Origin of the sequence: Allobrachymonas chironomi DSM 19884 (assembly GCF_000374625.1) — a bacterium.
GTDB lineage: Bacteria > Pseudomonadota > Gammaproteobacteria > Burkholderiales > Burkholderiaceae_C > Brachymonas > Brachymonas chironomi.
The window spans coordinates 233888-253642 of record NZ_KB894765.1; the positions used below are offsets into that span (position 1 = coordinate 233888).

Annotated in this window: 10 protein-coding genes, 1 other RNA gene and 1 pseudogene; 10 read left to right on the plus strand and 2 right to left on the minus strand. The window is 59.7% G+C overall.

Translation table 11 applies throughout. From position 1 onward, the window contains the following. The first annotated feature begins 7 nt into the window (after nucleotides 1–7). From C513_RS0101175 to C513_RS0101210, 7 genes are read left to right on the plus strand one after another with little or no spacing between them, the layout of a single operon-like run. The gene (locus tag C513_RS0101175; RefSeq protein WP_018714195.1) at nucleotides 8–5452 is read left to right on the plus strand and encodes a DUF4011 domain-containing protein; all 5445 of its coding nucleotides are present in this window, start codon (nucleotides 8–10) and stop codon (nucleotides 5450–5452) included. A 32-nt stretch (nucleotides 5453–5484) separates the two neighbouring features. After that, on the plus strand, nucleotides 5485–7203 hold the full coding sequence (locus C513_RS0101180; protein WP_018714196.1) for a DUF262 domain-containing protein: 1719 nt from the start codon (nucleotides 5485–5487) through the stop codon (nucleotides 7201–7203). 11 nt (nucleotides 7204–7214) lie between these two features. Continuing rightward, nucleotides 7215–9605: a type I restriction-modification system subunit M gene (locus C513_RS0101185; RefSeq protein ID WP_018714197.1), complete on the plus strand. Its 2391-nt coding sequence runs from the start codon at nucleotides 7215–7217 to the stop codon at nucleotides 9603–9605. Continuing rightward, nucleotides 9602–10636 (plus strand): phosphoribosyltransferase-like anti-phage protein, encoded by a 1035-nt coding sequence (locus C513_RS0101190; RefSeq protein ID WP_018714198.1) that lies wholly within the window; start codon nucleotides 9602–9604, stop codon nucleotides 10634–10636. Before C513_RS0101185 ends, C513_RS0101190 begins: the two co-directional genes overlap by 4 nt. Continuing rightward, nucleotides 10636–12645, plus strand: coding sequence for an NADAR family anti-phage protein (locus C513_RS14440; protein WP_018714199.1), 2010 nt, complete (start codon nucleotides 10636–10638; stop codon nucleotides 12643–12645). The genes C513_RS0101190 and C513_RS14440 overlap by 1 nt, the downstream gene beginning before the upstream one ends. After that, a complete protein-coding gene (locus C513_RS0101205) occupies nucleotides 12632–15703 on the plus strand; it encodes a type I restriction endonuclease subunit R (protein ID WP_018714200.1) in 3072 nt (1023 codons plus the stop codon). The genes C513_RS14440 and C513_RS0101205 overlap by 14 nt, the downstream gene beginning before the upstream one ends. Before the next feature lie 25 nt (nucleotides 15704–15728). After that, entirely contained in the window at nucleotides 15729–16670 is a 942-nt protein-coding gene (locus C513_RS0101210; protein WP_018714201.1) for a COG2958 family protein, read from the plus strand. A 4-nt stretch (nucleotides 16671–16674) separates the two neighbouring features. Here C513_RS0101210 and C513_RS0101215 read toward each other — a convergent pair whose 3' ends face one another. Next, nucleotides 16675–16965 (minus strand): hypothetical protein, encoded by a 291-nt coding sequence (locus C513_RS0101215; protein WP_018714202.1) that lies wholly within the window; start codon nucleotides 16963–16965, stop codon nucleotides 16675–16677. Nucleotides 16966–17237: 272 nt separating this feature from the next. On the opposite strand from C513_RS0101215, the pseudogene C513_RS13505 reads away from it, so the two are divergent. From C513_RS13505 to C513_RS0101235, 3 genes and pseudogenes are all read left to right on the plus strand, one after another. Then, nucleotides 17238–18216 (plus strand): annotated as a pseudogene (locus C513_RS13505) (recombinase family protein); the annotation flags it as partial. After that, nucleotides 18216–18587, plus strand: a complete 372-nt coding sequence (locus C513_RS0101230) for a hypothetical protein (protein ID WP_018714203.1) — start codon at nucleotides 18216–18218, stop codon at nucleotides 18585–18587. The pseudogene C513_RS13505 and the gene C513_RS0101230, both read left to right, overlap by 1 nt. Further along, nucleotides 18584–19057, plus strand: a complete 474-nt coding sequence (locus C513_RS0101235) for a hypothetical protein (RefSeq protein WP_018714204.1) — start codon at nucleotides 18584–18586, stop codon at nucleotides 19055–19057. Before C513_RS0101230 ends, C513_RS0101235 begins: the two co-directional genes overlap by 4 nt. Nucleotides 19058–19364: 307 nt before the next feature. On the opposite strand, the gene ssrA is transcribed toward C513_RS0101235, so the two are convergent. Further along, nucleotides 19365–19751: a transfer-messenger RNA gene (ssrA, locus tag C513_RS13800) on the minus strand. Between the last annotated feature and the right edge of the window lie 4 nt (nucleotides 19752–19755).

Genomic DNA, 19755 nt, shown 5'->3' on the forward strand with positions numbered 1-19755 from the left:
AAAAACAATGACAACCGTGAACTTGGACTCTTCCGCGCTGACTTCTGCGCTTGAACAGTTACGCCTCAAGCTATTAGATCTCACCGGTCGAAATCGCCTGATTAACTTCAAGCACACTGCTGGCAAGTCACTTCAGTTCATTGAGGGTCATCCCGCAGCGATCTATCAGCGACTGGTCGAAGCAAACAACAAAGCCAGCATCAGCATTCTCGGACTGCCAGAACCATCCAGAGGGGACTGGGTGGAGCGCAACGGTCGCTTACAAAGACCAGAGCCTAGGGAATGGGCCAAGTTCCAAGGCATCTCAACGAGCTACGACATCCCTGGTGTCGGTGAGAGCTCGGATGAATCGAATGTCCGATCACTTATGTACCCGGACGATCTCGCAAAGCACTGCCGCAAGATCGAGCGTGAGGCCACGCTCGCTATTGAGGAAACGGGCGCGAACATGCTGTTCTTGGTGCTTGGATTCTTAGAGTTCCCAGACCAGCGTGACAGCGATAAGACGTTCACTGCGCCCTTGATCAGTGTCCCAGTGTCGCTGCAGAAGAAGGAGATCGCGGGCATCCAGCAGTTCTCGCTCCAGTACACAGGCGACGACATTTCGGAAAACCTGTCTCTACGGGAGAAGCTGCGCAACGACTTCGGCTTGGTTTTGCCCGAGCTTGCCGAGGAGCAGATTGACGTCAACGGGTACTTTGCTGAGGTTCAGGCGATCATCAAAAAGCAGCCTGGGTTCGCCCTCAAGCACCGCGTCTCCCTGTGCTTGCTCAGCTTCAGCAACATGCTGCTGGTTCGCGACCTGGACCCCACCAAATGGCCTGAGAACGGCGACGAGAACTCACTGATCGACCACCCCATTGTCAGAGAGGTGTTCGAAGGACGAGCAGATGACGGCGGAGCTGGACTGAGCCTAGCCGAAGAACACCTGGTGGAAGAAGGCCCTGGTGCCAGCATCCCACTGGTCTACGACGCCGACAGCTCTCAGCACAGTGCCCTCATCGATGTCTTGTCACTCAAGAAGAACCTGGTGATCGAAGGCCCACCGGGAACAGGTAAGTCTCAGACCATCACGAACTTGATCGCTGCTTGCCTGGCTGACGGCAAGAAGGTGCTCTTCGTTGCCGAGAAGTTGGCGGCTCTTGAAGTCGTAAAAAACCGTTTGTCATTGGCTGGCCTCGATCCGTTTGTTCTTGAGCTGCACAGCAACAAGACCAACAAGAAGCGAGTCCTAGAGGAAATTTCTAAGCGAACCACCTTCAGGCCCAACCACCCCAATGACCTTCCCCGTCTGCAGCAGCAACTGGAAGCTCACCGCCAGGATCTCAAAGCCTACACAGACCTGATCAACTCCATCGCGCATAACGCGTTTGGTTTGACGCTTCATCAGATCATGTGGAGAGCCGAGAAGCACCGCCAAGGTTTGAGCAACGAAGAGAGCATGCTCAGCCAGATCAGTATCGGCGATGCAACTCAAATTTCCGAATTCGAGTTCGGTCGGCGCATGGACTGCCTGGGATACCTTGGGTCCCAATACAAGTCGGTCGGAGGCTTCGACGCAAGCTGCACCTTCTGGGGCTTCTACCCTGAGCGCCTGATCCCTGGCGATGAAGTCAAGCTGACCCAGCTTTTTGAAACAGCTGATGAGTGGGGCCGGGGCTTGGTAGAGGCCTCGAAGCACTTCTCGCAAGTGCTCGGAGGCCGTGTCCACAGCCTCTCTCTGGCGTTCAGCGGTGAGCAACTTGCCATACTGAAGAACCTGCTTGAGACTGCCAATCAGCAATTGCCGCTGCACCTCATCCCAGGATTCTTTGAGGACGACGAGACGGGAGCCAAAGCCGCTCAAGCACTCGACGCCTTCGCCAAACAAGTCGAACAGTTCCACAGCCTTGAAGGGGCCGTCAACACAGCGCTGAAGCTCGAATCCAGCGTCACGAAGTCCGGGACAGACGGCCTAAAGGGCTTGCAACGAATCGCGGGGAGCTTGGGTGCAGAGCTGGGCACGCTTAACGAGCTTCGCATCCTGCATCAACAACTGGTTGAGACGGCAGGCAAGCTTTCGACGGCAAACACCAACTTGGTGATATTCCTGGGCGAGAAGAAGATCCCTTACAACGGATCGACGCAGAAGCTGGAGCAGTTGCTCAGTTTTACCAATCTCGTGCTGGATGCCCCAGAGGAGCACTTCCACCTCCAGACCCCTGGACTGACTCGCGATGGCGCGGTCCAGGCTCTTGATCAGTTGCTTGCCCTCCAAGGAGAGTGGATCGGTCTTGAAAAAGAACTCGGGGACTCACTCTATGTGGATACCTTGCCCCATGAAGGAGATATCAAGCAAGCCATCCTGACCCTGCGAGAAGGCGATGCGTGGTACCGCATCTTCCAAGGTCGATGGCGCAAGGCAATAGGACTGCACAAGGCACTCCAACGCACCAAGCGCAAAATGCCTGGCCAAAAGCGGCTGGAGCAGCTCGAACAAATCGTCAAACTGACCGGTCTCAAAGAACAGTGGAAGTCCTCTCCGACCTGGACGCAGTTCCTCGGTTTTCCCGCGCCAGCTACCCCATCTCCATTGGATGGATACCTTGCGCTCGCGAAGTGGAATCGGGGCATCAAAGTCGCCTCAGAAGATATCCAAGCCGTTCTGATCGACCCAGTCAGCTTCACCGCCGACCAAGCCCGAGCCCTGCGCCGCGAATTCTCGACGGTCAAGATGGAGATCACGACCGCAATCGCAGCAGTCAAAGACATCAACGCAAAGCTTAAACGCCTCTCTGAATTCGGTGGCAGCAATCTTCTCGATAAGGTGTTGGAGAAGACCCGTGAATTCACAGAAGCCCTCAAAGACCAATTCGAATGGCTTGAGTTGGAGGTTCGCAGCCAGGCGACATTCAGCCAAGTGATCGCCGGATGCGATGCAGCCTTGGAGCGTTCGTCGCTGAAGTCACAGATTCAGGCCAATGCCCGCATCAAGTCGCTCCTCGGCGATCTCTATACGGGCGTGGATACGGACTGCGCGACCGCTATCGAGGCGCTGTCCTTCGGTCAAAGCATCGACGGTCTCAATTTGTCTCCACAGGTCAAGTACAAGCTGCGCACCGGGCATCCGATTGAAGCCTGCCGCACCCTGGCTGCCGCACTGGAACCCGTCCACACGGGACTGCAGCAGGTTGAGAGCCTGAGCAATGCTCTGTCTCAGTTCGGGAAGTTTGAACTGGAAACCTGGACGGGCGCACCTGCAGACGAGGACTTGGAGCTGTTTGTCAGAGCCTTGCATGGCGCAGTTCAAAAGGCAGTGGAGGACAAGGACCTTCTGATTCCTTGGTCCCTGTACCTGACTCGCCGCAAGGAGGCCAACGAGCTGACCCTGTCTGAGTTCGTCGAGCTTCTTGAGAGAAAGCGCATCAAACCTGACGAGTTGTCCGACGCCTACGCCTACTGCACCTACAGCACGATCACTCGGGAAGCCTTCCGCAACATCCCCGAGCTTGGGCGCTTCACGGGCCTCAAACACAACCAGATCCGCGACGAGTTCAAACGACTGGACAAGGAGATCATTGCTCTGCGTGGCAAGGCAATCGCCTACGAATGCACTCGCAAGGCCTCTCCGCCTCCCGGCAGAAACGGTGCCCGCGTTGACGATCGCACTGAGATGGTTCTCCTGAACTACCTCATGCCACAGCAACGCCCGCGCATGCCTGTTCGGAAAATCCTCACCCGGGCTGGTGGGTCGATTCAGGCGCTCAAGCCCTGTTTCATGATGGGGCCGCAAGCTGTAGCGCAATACTTGGCTCCAGGGATCATCAAGTTTGATCTCGTCATCATGGACGAAGCATCCCAGTTGAAGCCCGAGGAGGCCATTGGCTCGGTTGCCCGTGGTGGTCAATTGGTGGTGGTTGGTGATCCCAAACAGCTGCCCCCGACATCGTTCTTCTCCCGGATGACCCAGGACGGTGACGGTGGTGACGATCACTTCACCACCACGGATGCTGAGAGCATTCTGGATGTCTGCTCATCGCACTTCAGGCCAACTCGCTCCCTGCGCTGGCATTACCGTTCTCAGCACCATTCGCTGATCGCCTTTTCGAACCACAGCTTCTACCGTGGCAACCTGGTGATCTTCCCATCGCCGTATGGCCAAGGCGGAAAGCTCGGTGTGCGTGCCGTCTATCTGGCCGATGCCATCTACGAAAACCAGACCAATTTGCGGGAAGCCAAGCGGGTCGTGGATGCGGTCGTCGAGCACATTGCAACTCGCCCCAACGAGTCTCTTGGCATCGTCACACTGAATATCAAGCAGAGAGATTTGATTGCTGAACTGCTGGAAGATCGTCTGAAATCGGTTCGTGGTGCCGACTCCTACCGAGACCATTGGGCGACAGAAGGGCAGCCCTTGTTCATCAAGAACCTTGAGAACGTCCAGGGTGATGAACGCGACGCCATCATCATCTCTACGACTTTCGGCAAACCACCAGGATCCAGCGCTGTTCGTCAGAACTTTGGTCCCATCAGTCGTCACGGCGGCTGGCGTCGATTGAACGTGCTGTTCACCCGCGCCAAGAAGTCGATCGCCCTGTACACGTCCCTGCGTCCTGAAGACATCGTGATGGATGGGACCACTCCGGACGGAACCAAAGCCCTGCGCAACTACCTCGAGTACGCCCGCACAGGCTCTCTGCCGACCATTGAGGAAACAGACCGCGAGCCTGACAGTGATTTCGAGATCTCCGTCATGGACATGCTCAAGATGCGTGGCTATGAAGTCACCCCTCAGCTGGGCGTAGCGGGCTACCGCATTGACATTGCCGTTAAACACCCAGACGCACCAGGCTCGTATCTGGCAGCAATCGAATGCGACGGCGCAACCTACCACTCGGCCCTGTCAGTTCGCGACCGTGATCGCATCCGTCAAGAGATCCTCGAGTCGCTGGGTTGGCGTGGTCGCATTTGGCGTATCTGGTCAACGGACTGGTTCCGCACGCCACGACAGGAAACCGAGAAGCTCATCAGCTTCCTTGAGGATCTGCGCGAGAGCTGGAAGCCTGAGCACGCCTCTGGCGAGGCCTGGATCGAAGAAGGTCAAGGTGCAGATCCGACGATCTCCCGCGTGATTGAAGTAATTGAGCCGGTCGAGAACGCCGCACAAGCCGAAATTGAGCGTGAAGCAGTCAACTCCGTTCTGATCGACACCGAGGATGATCTAGAGGTCGACGTTGGGGATGTTGTTCGCTACGTGGATCTATCGAAGCCAAACGATGTGTTGACGGTTCAGATCACCAGAGGGAAGGACGATTTCTCCAACGGCATCGTGAATGAAAGCCGCCCTCTCGCGCAAGCCCTTCTGGGCGCAGTTGTTGGTGACGAGGTGGCTCTTCATCTTGCTGGTAGCGCATCCAAGACTTTTCAGATCGTTGAAATTGTCCGATCGGAAACGTTACCCAAAATCAATTGAAGCCTTCCAGCATACATAAAGAGATAAAACCAATGGCCAAGACACTTGAAGCCCACGACAAACTGATCCGGGAGATTTTCGAAGGCAGCTACCAGTTCGAGATTCCGGACTACCAGCGCCCCTACGCCTGGACAACCGAGCAGGCCACAGAGCTGTTCGATGATCTGTACTCGGCGATGCAGGATGCGCGTGTCTCAGGGGCAAGTAGCCAGTATTTCCTCGGCAGCATCGTTCTGATCAAGGAGGATCGAGATCCAAAGTCGTTTGTGGTTGATGGCCAGCAGCGACTGTCCACGCTCACCATACTGCTTGCAGTTTTGCGCGTCTTGATGCCGAACTCGGCGTCTTTCCTCACCAAATACCTCTACAAGGAAGGAAATCCTGAGTGGGGCGAGCTGAATGAGTATCGCCTGAAGGCCCGCGAGGAGGACGCCGACTTTTTCCGTACCTACATCCAGGAACAAGGCGGGTTGGAGCGTCTGGTTTCGAGCACTGACAAGTTGAAAGATAGCCGCCTGCGTTACCGAGAAAACGCCACGCTGCTGCTCGAAAAGGCCAAAGCGCTGTCACCTGCCGATCTGAACGCACTGTGGAAATTCCTTGCCAACGACTGCTCGCTGGTTGTCATCTCCACGCCCGACCTCGAAGCCGCATACCGCATCTTCTCCGTACTCAACAACCGGGGACTCGACCTCGCGCCTATCGACATCATCAAGGCGCAGGTGCTGGGCCTGATCCGCACCACAGCAGGCGACGTCAAGAGCCGCGCCTACGCCAAAGAGTGGAGCCGGATCGAAAGCTCGCTGGGTCGCGACGCCTTCGGTGACCTGTTTGGCCACATCCGCAGCATCTACGCCAAGAAGAAGCAGAAGTACATCCTGGTCAAGGAGTTCCAGGAGCACGTCACCGAGTACAAGACCCCCATCGACCTCGTCGACAAGGTCATCAAACCCTATGCCGAAGTGTGGGACTTCGTGCGCGATGCAGACTTCGAGGCCACCGAACACGCCGAGACGATCAACGAACACCTGTCTTGGCTCAACCGCGTGGACTTCAAGGACTGGGTGCCCCCGGCACTGGTCTACTTCAAGCGTTTTCGGCAGCAACCCAAACTGCTTGCAGAGTTTTTCCAGTCACTAGAACGCCTGACCTATTTCCTGTTGGTCACCAAGGTGGGCATCAATGAGCGCATAGAAACCTACGCTGCGCTCACCAAGGAAATTGAACCGGAGGCCTTCAAGGGAGATCTGGCTGCGCTCACCACGCTGACACTGACAGACGCGCAAAAGCGCAAGTTCGTCGCGGCACTCGATGGAGACGTGTACGACGATCTGCCCAAGGCACGGATGGCACTGGTCTTGCGCCTTGAGTCCTTGGTGCGCGCCCCCGGCGTGCAGCTTCAAGATGCCGTGTCTCTGGAGCACGTTCTGCCGCAAACCCCGCCCGACGGTTCGGACTGGATCAAGTGGTTCCCGGATGAAGACGAGCGCGACGGCTGGATGCACCGTCTGGCCAATCTGGTTCCGCTGGATAGGAACAAGAACTCCTCTGCCAGCAACTACGACTTTGCCAAAAAGAAGGACGCCTACTTCCGGGGCAAAGGCACGGCATCTCCCTTCGTGTTGACGCAGGAAGTCAGAGCAGAAAACGAATGGACACCCACGCTTCTGGCAGAGCGCCAGAAACGCCTTCTGGGCGTCCTCAAAGATCATTGGAATCTCGCCGTCTCCACAGGCACGGCGGCGAGCTGAGGAACGTATCGATGCAGAAGAAGCAACAACAAGACCAAAGCCAGATCAAGTGGATTTCCGACTTCATCTGGAACATCGCTGACGACCGCCTGCGCGACGTTTACGTGCGCGGCAAATACCGTGACGTCATCCTGCCCTTCACCGTGCTGCGGCGGCTCGATGCCGTGCTCGAAGCGACGAAAGACGCGGTGCTCGAGCGCAAGAAGTTCCTGGACACCCACAAAGTGGCCGAGCAGGACGGCGCGCTGCGCATGGCGGCAGGCCAAGCCTTCTACAACGTCTCGGAATTCACGCTGGCCAAGCTGAAGGCAAGCGCCGCAGGCCAGCGGCTGCGCGATGACTTCATCGCGTATCTGGACGGCTTTTCGCCCAACGTGCAAGAAATCCTCACCAAGTTCAATTTCCGCAACCAGATCCAGAAGCTGGTGGATTCCCACGTCCTCGGCTACCTGATCGACGACTTCCTCGACCCCGAGGTCAATCTCGCGCCGCTGCCGGTGAAAGATGCCGACGGCCGCATCAAGCTACCCGCGCTTGACAACCACGGCATGGGTACGGTGTTCGAGGAGCTGATCCGCCGCTTCAACGAAGAAAACAACGAAGAGGCAGGCGAGCACTTCACCCCGCGCGACGTGGTGCAACTCATGGCCAAGCTCCTGTTCCTGCCGGTGGCCGACCGGATCGAGTCCAGCACCTATTCGCTCTACGACGGCTCCTGCGGCACCGGCGGCATGCTCACCGTGGCCGAGGAAGCGCTACACGAACTGGCCGACCAGCACGGCAAGGAAGTATCCATCCACCTGTTCGGCCAAGAAATCAGCGACGAAACTTACGCCATCTGCAAGGCCGACCTGCTCTTGAAGGGCGAAGGAGCGGAGGCCGAGAACATCGTCGGCGGCGCGGACAAATCCACCCTGTCCGCCGACCAGTTCCGCAGCCGCGAATTCGATTTCATGATCTCCAACCCACCCTACGGCAAGAGTTGGAAGACCGATCTGGACCGCATGGGCGGCAAGAAGGAATTCAATGACCCGCGCTTCATCGTCAGCCACGCGGGCAACGCCGAATTCAAGCTCATCACCCGCTCCAGCGACGGGCAGCTCATGTTCCAGGTGAACAAGCTGCAAAAGATGAAGCACAACACGCCGCTGGGCAGCCGCATCGCGCTGGTGCATAACGGCTCAGCGCTGTTCACCGGGGACGCAGGCCAGGGCGAGAGCAACATCCGCCGCTGGGTGCTGGAGAACGACTGGCTCGAATCCATCATCGCCCTGCCGCTCAACATCTTCTACAACACGGGCATCGCCACCTACATCTGGGTGCTGGCCAACAAGAAGGCCGAAGCGCGGCGTGGCAAAGTGCAGTTGATCGATGCATCGCAGTGGTTCCAGCCGCTGCGCCGCAACCTCGGCAAGAAGAACTGCGAACTCTCGGACGGAGACATCCAGCGAATCCTCGACCTCTACCTCGGCGAGGCGCAGGAAACCGCCCAGTCCAAATGGTTCGACACCCAGGACTTCGGCTACTGGAAGATTACCGTCGAGCGTCCGCTGCGACTGAAAAGCCAACTCTCCGACGAACGCATCGAGCCCCTGCGTTTTGCCACCGGCGATGAGGCGCTGCGCGCCGAGATCTACGCCACCCACGGCGAGGCGCTTTATACCGAGTTCGCCAAGCGCAAACCGGCCATCGAGGCGTGGCTGAAGGGTGAGGACGAGAACGAAGACGACGACAGCGAAGACGGCGACAGCGGCGATGAAAGTGAAGCACCCGCCGCACGCAAGGCCGTGCCTGCCAAGCGCCGCAAGAAGCTGCTCGACGCATCGACGTGGCAGCGCGACAAGGGGCTAATGGAGGTAGCGCAACGGGCGCAGCAGGCCCTGGGCAGTGCTGTGTTCGACGACCACAATGAGTTCCGCACCCGCTTCGATGCTGCCCTGAAGGCGCAGGGCGACAAGCTCGGCGCGCCGGAGAAAAAGGCCATCTACAAGGCGGTGAGCTGGCGCGACGAAACCGCGCCGCCGGTTATCGCCAAGCGCAGCAAGCTCAAGGCAGGGGAACACTTCGAGCCCGGCTTCGACGGCGCGTACCTGGAAACCGTGGGCAAGGATCGCTTCATGGTCGAGTACGAGCCCGACAGCGAGCTGCGCGACACCGAGCAGGTGCCGTTGAAGGAGCCGGGCGGCATTGACGCCTTCTTCGCCCGCGAGGTGCTGCCACACGCACCGGACGCATGGATCGCCACGGACAAGACCCAGATCGGCTACGAGATTTCTTTCGCCCGCTATTTCTACAAGCCCACGCCCCTGCGCACGCTGGCAGAAATCCGCGCCGACATCGTCAAGCTGGAGCAGCAGACTGAAGGCTTGCTAGACAAGATCGTGGGAGGCGTGCCCGCATGAGCCAACGTATCGACCTTTTGGCGTCCATCGCCAACACGATTCAGGACTATCGGGGCGGGTCGCTCCCGCGGCCCATCCCCGACCACGTCGAGCATTGGGTGCAGCAATTCGACGCTGCTGTGCAGCTGCCCATCCTCCAAGAGATCGACCACGTACTCAAGAAAATCTATTTCTCGAAAGAGGACGTGGCCAAGTTCCTCCGTGGCGCGATGCGCACTCAGAAGCTCACCGGCGACAGACCCGACAAGTTCTGGCGATCCGCCAGCTTCCTCGATATTCAGGGCGGCGGCAGCAGCCAAACCGACATGCTCGCCCTGTTCTCCGAGCAACTGGAAGATGAGCACGGATTCGGCATCGACGACTGCGGCCAAGGTGACGAAGTCTTCATCTATTTGGATGACGGCATTTTCACCGGCAACCGCGTGCGACGTGATCTGGAAGGATGGATTGGTGGCAACGCGCCCGCGCAGGCTAAGGTGCATGTGATCTGCATCGCAGAGCACAGTGGCGGACGGTATTACGCGAACACCAAGATTCAAGAAGTCATCCGAGGTTCGGGAAAGAATATCGATATCACGTGGTGGCACGCCATCGAGCTGGAGGACAGAAAGACCTACAGCGCAACGTCAGACGTGCTGCGCCCGACGGCGATCCCGAACGATCCTGCGGTGCAAGCCCATGTGGCTGCCATGCGGTACCCGCCCACGCTCAGAGCCGCTGGCAACCCCGGCGCTGCGGGTCTGTTCTCCAGCGACGCGGCCAAAATTCTGCTGGAACAGGAGTTCCTGAAAGCCGGTGTCCACATTCGGCAGATTTGCCCCAACCTCAGTGCCGTCCAGCGCCCCCTGGGGCACATGACGCTGGAAACGCTGGGCTTCGGCTCGCTCATCGTCACCTACCGCAATTGCCCCAACAACGCGCCGCTGGCGTTCTGGGTGGATGCGCCGTGGTATCCGCTTTTCCCGCGAACCACGAACACGCAGACGGCGATGAGAAGGATGTTTGCCGATCTGACCGGAGGCGATCTCTGATGAGCGGAAGAGATCAGAGTCGCACTTACAGCCGCAAGGACAGCGTCGTCTTCCTCAAGACCGACGAACCGTTTGGTGGCCTATCCAACATGGCGGGGGGCTACCCGATCCATGTTAATGGGGTACGGATACTAACCTCCGAGGCGCTGTATCAGGCCTGCCGCTTTCCGCATCTTCCCGACGTGCAGAAGCTGATCATCGGCCAGATCAGCCCTATGACGGCCAAAATGCGGAGCAAGCCCTACCGTAAGGATTCGCGCCCGGATTGGGATCAGGTGCGCGTGCGCATCATGCGCTGGAGCCTGCGCATGAAGCTGGCCAACAACTGGAACGCCTTCAGTACGTTGCTGCTGAAGACTGGCGAGCGACCCATCGTCGAGGAATCGCGCAAGGACGATTTTTGGGGAGCCAAGGTCGTTGACGACGGCGACACGCTGGTCGGCATGAACGTTTTGGGCAGGCTACTGATGGAGTTGCGCGAGCAGGTGAAGCAGCAGGGGCGCGACGCAGCCCTGGACATCGCACCGCCGGACATTCCACAGTTCCTGCTGTTCGGGCAGGCGATTGAAGTGGCAGTGGGACTGCCAACGCCGCAGGCCGCCGAAGTACAGGAGCAGGGCTCCCTATTCGGTGCGGACACAGCCATCGCAGTCGAGGCTGTAGCTGATCCGGCACCGGTTGTTCCAGCCAAGACAGTAAATCAAGCCTTTCGCGCATCGGGTCTTCCTTGGGTACCGCATATACCTGAAAGCTGGCAAGTGCTGCGCAATGGCCGCCTATTCGGTCATCGCGTCGAAACGGGCTTCCCCGATCTACCCATTCTGGAAGTGTCGCTGCGCACCGGCGTGCGTGTGCGTGACATGGAAAACCTGAAGCGCAAGCAGGTGATGAGCCAGAAGGAGAAGTACAAACGCGCAGCCAAAGGCGACATTGCCTACAACATGATGCGAATGTGGCAAGGCGCGGTCGGCCCCGCGCCAGTCGATGGACTGGTCAGCCCGGCCTATGTGGTGGTGAAACCCTACGACGAGGCCAACAGCAGTTACTACAGCTACCTGTTTCGCACGGCGGCCTACATGCAGGAGGTCAACAAGTTCTCGCGCGGCATCGTGGCCGACCGCAACCGGCTGTATTGGGAATCCTTCAAGCAGATGCCTTCGCTCGTGCCACCGCGCCCCGAGCAAGACCAGATCGTCGCCTACCTGCGCGCGCAGGACGCGCACATCGCCCGCTTCATCAAGACAAAGCGTGATCTGATCAAGCTGCTCACCGAACAGAAGCTGCGCATCATCGACCACGCCATCATGCGCGGCCTTGATTCATCTGTGGCGCTGAAGGCATCCGGTATCGAATGGCTGGGAGAGGTGCCGGAGCACTGGCAGGTTAAGCGCCTTAAATGGGTTTGTCGGTTCACATACGGTGATTCACTTTCAGATGCGAATCGCCGCCAAGGCGATGTTCCGGTGTACGGCTCCAATGGCCAAGTGGGCGTGCACGACGAAGCCAATACAGTCGGCCCTTGCATAGTGATCGGGCGTAAAGGGTCTTTTGGGAAGGTGAACTATTCCGAGCGCGACCTGTTTGCAATCGACACTACCTATTTCATCGATAGAAGGTGCACGAAAGCTAATGTTAGATGGCTTTATTACCTATTGGTTTGGTGTCGGCTAGATCGAATCTCGAAGGACTCGGCGGTTCCTGGATTGGACAGAACTGACGCGCTGAACACCCTTGTGCCAGTACCAGATTTGGCGGAGCAGTCGCAAATTGCGAAGCAGCTCGACACCGACACAGCAGAGGTAAATGGCGCTATTGCCAAGGTGGAGGAAGAAATCAAGCTGATCCGGGAATACCGCGACCGCCTGATTGCCGATGTGGTCACCGGTCAAGTGGACGTGCGCGGCTGGCAACCCGGCCCGGACGACGTGGTGGACGACGCGGCGCTAGCCGCGCTGGGCGATGAAAACGAAGATGTGACCGAAGAGGAGGATGGCGATGGCGAAGACTGACACCAGCGAGCGCTGGTTCGAGGCGCGCGTCGTGCGCGGCTTGACCGGTGTGCCGCAGCCCGAGTACAGCCATGCGCTGGCTCCCACGGACTTCGCCGCCACCCACAACGGCTACGTGCAGGGCAAGCCCACCGACTACAACCGCGACGTGGCGCTGGATGTGGCGCAGTTGCTGGACTTCTTGCAGGCTACCCAGCCCAAGGCGGTGGACACGCTGGAACTGGCGGCGGACGGCATCAAGCGCACCCAGTTCCTGCACCGGCTGCAAGGCGAGATCACCAAGCGCGGCGTGGTAGACGTGCTGCGCAAGGGCGTGAGCCACGGGCCGGTACACGTCGATCTCTACAAGCTGCTGCCCACGCCGGGCAATGCCGCCGCAGCGGATGCCTTCGGCAAGAACATCTTCAGCGTTACCCGGCAGGTGCGCTACAGCAAGGATTCCGGCAATGAGCTGGACTTGGCTATCTTCATCAACGGTCTGCCGGTACTGACGTTCGAGTTGAAGAACTTGCTGACCAAGCAGACCCTGGCCGACGCCATCGTCCAGTACCAAACTACGCGCAGCCCACAGGAGCTGCTGTTCCAGTTGGGGCGTTGCGTGGCGCACATCGCAGTCGATGACGCGGAGGCCGCGTTCTGCACCGAGCTGAAGGGCAAGGCGTCGTGGTTCCTGCCGTTCAACCAGGGCTGGAACAGCGGCGCGGGCAACCCGCCCAACCCGGATGGTCTAAAGACCGATTACCTGTGGAAGCAGGTGCTGACCCGCGAGTCGCTGTCCAACATCATCGAGAGTTACGCGCAGGTGGTGGAGGAAGAAGAAGCAGACGCCAGCGGCAAGAAACGCAAGAAGCGCAAGCAGATCTTCCCGCGCTTCCATCAGTTGCGCACTGTGCGTGCGCTGCTGCGCCGCGCCCATACCGATGGGGTGGGCAAGCGCTATCTGATCCAGCATTCGGCAGGCAGCGGCAAGAGCAACACGATTGCCTGGCTGGCGCACCAATTGGTGGAGCTGCGCCGCGCGGACGACCCGATGACGGCGCAGTTCGACTCCATCATCGTCATCACCGACCGGCGCGCGCTGGACACACAGATTGCCCGCACCATCAAGGGTTACGACCACGTGGCGGCGATCTTCGGCCACTCCGACAACGCGCAGGAGCTGCGTGAGTACCTGCGCCGGGGCAAGAAGATCATCGTCACCACGGTGCAGAAATTCCCGTTCATCCTCGATGAGCTGGGCGACCTATCCGGCAAGAGCTTTGCACTGTTGATCGACGAAGCGCATTCCAGCCAAGGCGGCAAGACCACGGCGCGGATGCACGAAGCCCTCGGCGGCAAGGTCGCCGAAGAGGAGTTCGAAGAGGACAGCACGCAGGATGCGGTGAACGCGGAAATCGAGAAACGCATCGCCTCCCGCAAGCTGCTGGTCAACGCCAGCTACTTCGCGTTCACGGCCACACCCAAGAACAAGACGCTGGAGTTGTTCGGCGAGAAGACCCTGGTCGGCGAAAAGGTGCAGTTCCGCTCGCCCGAAGAACTGACCTACACCACCAAGCAGGCCATCCAGGAGAAGTTCATCCTCGACGTAGTGGAGAACTACACCACCTACGACAGCTTTTACCAAGTGGCCAAGACGGTGGCGGACGACCCGGAATTCGACAAGGTGAAGGCGCTGAAGAAGATTCGCCATTACGTCGAATCGCACGACAAGGCCATTCGCCGCAAGGCCGAGATCATGGTCGATCACTTCATCGCGCAGGTGGCGGGCAAACAGAAGATCGGTGGCAAGGCGCGGGCGATGATCGTGTGCAACGGCATCGCGCGGGCCATTGACTACTGGCGCGAGGTGTCGGACTACCTCACCCAGATCAAGAGCCCTTACAAGGCCATCGTGGCGTACTCGGGCGACTTCGAGATTGGCGGGCAGAAGAAGACCGAGGCCGATCTCAACGGGTTTCCGAGCAAGGACATTCCGACCAATCTCAAGCAAGACCCGTATCGCTTCCTGATCGTCGCCAACAAGTTCGTCACCGGCTTCGACGAACCCCTGCTGCACACGATGTACGTGGACAAGCCGCTGGCGGGCGTGCTGGCGGTGCAGACCCTGTCACGCCTGAACCGGGCGCATCCGCAGAAGCATGACACCTTCGTGCTCGACTTTGCCGATAACGCTGAGGCAGTGAAGGCGGCGTTCCAGGACTACTACCGCGCCACCATCCAGACTGGCGAAACCGACGCCAACAAGCTGCACGATCTGAAGGCCGAACTCGACGGGCAGCAGGTGTATAGCTGGCAGCAAGTTGAGGAATTGGTGGCGCTCTACTTGAGCGGTGCAGACCGCGACAAGCTCGATCCCATCCTCGATGCGTGCGTGGCCGAATACACCGACAAGCTCGGCGAGGACGATCAGGTCAAGTTCAAGGGGAAGGCTAAGGCCTTCGTGCGCAGCTACGGTTTCCTCGCCGCGATCCTGAGCTACGGCCACCCGGCGTGGGAGAAGCTGTCGATCTTCCTGAATTTCCTCATCCCCAAGCTGCCCGCGCCCAAGGAGGAAGACCTCTCCAAGGGGGTGCTGGAAACCATCGACATGGACAGCTACCGGGTTGAGGCCAAAGCAGCGCTGAAGATGGCAATGGGCGACGCCGACGCCACCGTCGAGCCAGTGCCGCCCGGTGGTGGAGGCGGCAAAGGCGAAGCCGACATCGACAGGCTCTCCGCGATCATCAAGACCTTCAACGACCTCTTCGGCAACATCGAGTGGAAGGACGAGGACAAGATCCGCAAGGTCATCGCCGAGGAGATCCCGGCACGTGTGGCGCAGGACAAGGCCTACCAGAACGCGCAGGCGAACTCCGACAAGCAAAACGCCAAGCTGGAGCACGACAAGGCGCTCAACCGCGTGGTGTTGGAGCTGCTGTCCGACCACACCGAGCTGTTCAAGCAGTTCAGCGACAACCCCAACTTCAAGCGCTGGCTGACGGACACCGTTTTCGATGCGACCTATCAGCAGGGGACGGTTCCGCCGAAGGCTCCGCCACAGGCTGGAGCGTCAGCATGATGACCGGGACAAGAGAGGAGTAGGTATGGAATTGAATCTGGCGAAAACCGTCGTCGGCTACCTGAAGGCGCACCCGGATGAGAAATTCACCGCGCGTCAGATTGCCGAGTGGGTGTTTGCGACCTATCCCGAGCAGTGTCAGGCCAAGAAGCAGAGCAGCCAACGCCTCGAAACGGATGCCGAACTGGTGCAGCAGATTGTGCGCGAGATCAGTTCCCAGTTGCCGCGCCTGCAAAGGAAGCATTTGGAGCTGAAGACGACCGAGGGGCGGCCGCGCAAGCATTACTACTCGGACCGAACGGACAGCGCCGAGGTGGCGGCGGTCGAGAGCGAGGGTGGGGCGTCAATGACGGACGCGAGCACCTTGAAGATCGATGAGCACGCGCTGTATCCGATGTTGTCGCAGTACCTGTGGGAGGAGTTCGGCGTGTTCTCCAAGCGCATCGACGAAAAGCGCTCCTCCAACAAGCGCGGGCCCAACGGTAACCGCTGGTTGTACCCGGATTTGGTCGGCATGGAGGATTTGAGCAAGGAGTGGCACCGCGAAGTTCGCGATTGCGTCACGCAGTATTCCGATAAGCGCACCAAGCTGTGGTCGTTCGAAGTCAAACTGCTGATCAACCGGTCGAACGTGCGCGAATGCTTCTTCCAGGCGGTATCGAATTCGTCGTGGGCCAACTTCGGCTATCTGGTAGCGGCGGAAATCGGTGGCACCGATACGCTGAAGGAACTGCGGATGCTGTTCGCCGCCCACGGCATCGGTTTCATCAAGTTAGACGTGGACAACCCTGCCGACAGTCAGGTGCTGATTCCGGCCCGCGAGCGTGACGAGATCGATTGGGACATGGCCAATCGGCTGGCGACGGAGAATCGGGATTTTCTGGAATACGTGAAGCTGGTGAAGCAGTTCTACCAAACCGGCGAAGCTCGTCCGGCTGACTGGGACGTTCCGGAACTGGACGATTGACCATCTATTCCAGGTGGCCGATGACGTCGAGACGTTCGTCGCCGCGCTGAAACGCACCGAACCAACCGTCACGCGAGTCGGTGCGGGTGCGGCTCACCAGCAGCGTGAACCCCTCGCAGCCGCGCCCTTTGGCGGTGGCGAAGTCGGTGGTGTCGAATTTGGCCTCGCGCACCAGCGTCGTGGCCACCGACTTCATGGCCGATTCGAACAGGTCGAGCAGATGTTCTTGCAGGCTGGCGTCGATGTTGCGCGAGGTCACGTCGTCAATGACGGCTTGCTTGAATCGGTTACTCATGGTCAATGCTCCGTGGTGGGTACGGATGTCATGAACGCGCTGTTCCCGATGGAAGCCAAGCGCATTCGGGATGAAACGATCAGGTGTTGCGAAGTCGCCAAGCGCTGATTACTTGGTGGCAGATGGAATCTCACTGACCCACGCCTGCAACGCCCTCAGTTGCTCGGCGTTTTCGTGGCAGGTTTGGTAGTTGGCGGCAACGGTTCCGGCGACGGCAGAGAGCGCAATGCCTGCGGAGGCCGCATCAGCATCTCGGGCGGGCTCGGGCAGCTCACCGGCTGATGCTCAACGTCCTGCTGTCCTTCGCCCAGTTTGAGCGTGAGGTCACCGGCGAGCGCATCCGCGACAAGATCGCCGCCGCCAAGCGCAAGGGGATGTGGATGGGCGGCGTCCCGCCCCTGGGTTACGACGACGACAACCGCCTGTTGGTCATCAACGAGGCCGAGGCGGCAGTGGTGCGGCGCATCTTCGAGGAGATGCTGACTATTGGCTCTCCAACCCAGATCGCCGTCAATCTGACTGCCGACGGCATCACGACCAAGGCCTGGACGACGCAGGAGGGCCAGACCCGCAGCGGCACGCGCATCGACAAGAAGTACCTGCACAAGCTGCTGCGCAACCGCATCTACCTGGGGGAGTTGTCGCACAAAGGGAACTGGTACCCCGCCGATCATCGACCAGGAGCTTTGGGACAAGGTTCACGCGGTGCTGGCGAGGGATGGGCACGCCCGGTCGGTGGAAACCAAGATCCGGTCGCGTACTGACGCCTTGCTGTGCGGCCTGCTGTACGCCCCCTCGGGCGAACGGATGTACCCGACCTACTCGCGCAAGAACGGGCGCAAGTACCACTACTACGTGTCCAAGTCGGAAAGCCGGTTCGGGGCACCAGGCAAGAGCTACGAGCGCCTGCCTGCGCCGGAGATCGAGGCAGCGGTGGTGGCCCAGATCCGCACGGTGCTGACCAGCCCGGAATCAATCGCATCAGTCGTGCGCCACATCCAGCGCAACGGCGGACAGGTTGACGAGGCCACCACGGTGATGGCGATGGGACGGCTCAACGACGTGTGGGATCAGTTGTTCCCGGTCGAGCGCCACCGCATCGCCAACCTGATGATCGAGCGCATCGACCTCGTCCACATCGGTGAGGTGCAGGGCATCAAGGTGAAGTGGCGGGAACTGGGCTGGGACGCTCTGATCGGTGAGTTTGCCCCAAGTGGCATCGGCGCGGAGCTGGTGGAGGTCGAAGCCTGATGGACGACACACTGGAAACGTTCGTGCCACTGACATTCCGCCGCCGGGGTGCGCGGCGGGTGGCCGCCGACGACCGCCACGTTCACGATGTGACGCTGCTGGAGGGGGTGGCGCGCGGTTTCTACTGGCAGCATCTTGTGGACACCGGCGAGATGAAGAGCGGCTCGGACATCGCCCGGGCGGAAGGATTGCACCCCTCTGTCACCAACGAGTTGATGCGCCTGACCCTGCTCGCGCCTGACATCCTCGAACTGCTGATGGCCGGGCGGCAGCCTCGCCGGATGAACCTGATCTGGTTCCAGCGCAACCCGCTGCCGGTGGAATGGGATGCGCAACGCCAGATCGTGAAGCGCTTTGAGGAGGACGCATGAGCAAGAAGCACAGGGGCCGGTTCAAGGGTGATCCGGTCACCTATCAACTGCCGAACCCGGCAGGCGGTGTGCAACTGGAAACCTTCGTGCCCTGGACGCTGGTGAAGCGAGGGCTGAAGAAGCAGGTCATCACGCCCTTGGACGCTCCACAGGAATTCCTGTCCGAGGCCACCCGGGAGCGGGAAGCCCGGTCGGCCGCGCAGGACACCGCGTTGATGCGGGCGCTCGGACTGGCGCACCACTGGCAACGCCTGCTGGATGCGCAGCGGGCGGCATCAGTAGCCGAGATCGCCAAGGCCGAAGGCATGGACGTGACCCAGGTGCGCCGGGTCATGCGGCTGACGCTCCTGGCCCCGGAGGTCGTGGAACGGCTGGTGGGTTCGCCCGATGCCGTGCTGGAGAAAGTGATGCGCCGCCCCTGGCCCAGCGCCTGGTGCGACCAGATGCGCGTGCTCGCGCCACCCGGGTGAGTGCGTCGCACCCAGCGCCAGCCACCGCCTGCGGGCGGTTTTTTTGTGGCTGCTCGGCACTCGGTCGCCACCGCTACAGGAGTTGCCAACCACAACCCACCGCCTCTAAACCCGCGCCAGCAAAGGAAATGCCCTCGAGAACGCTCGCGTGGCCACCAGAGAAAACGGAGAACAGAGAGGCGTCGGCGGGCGCAAAAACGCCGCCTTCGCAGGGGCGGCGCTCGCGAGGCCAGGCCCGAAAACGGCGCCAACCCTGGGGGAACGGGCAAAAAAAATCCCAACCGATGAGGGTTGGGATTTTAGGTATTGGTGGAGCTGGCGGGAATTGAACCCGCGTCCACAAGCCTTCTTCGTCCGGTTCTACATGCGTAGCCAGCTGATTTGATCTCGCCCATCATGCCGCGCAGTGGCACGCTGCACAACAGGCCAGTCCCCTTGAATCTCGCTACGCGCCAAGGAACACGACGCGCAGCCAGTCAATGTAAATTAACCTTGCAGCCTGGACTGGTCAGCTTGCGCCAACCACCCCTTGCCCAGCCCATTGACCGACTGTTGCAAGGCCCGCTGGATTAAGCAGCGAGTGCGAAACGTTCGTCGTTTGCAGTTACTTTTTTGAATCGAGATTTACGAGCGTGACCCAAGCTCGACATGCCCCGCAACGCTTCCGAACCCGTGTCGAAACCAGTGCAGCCCCAAGG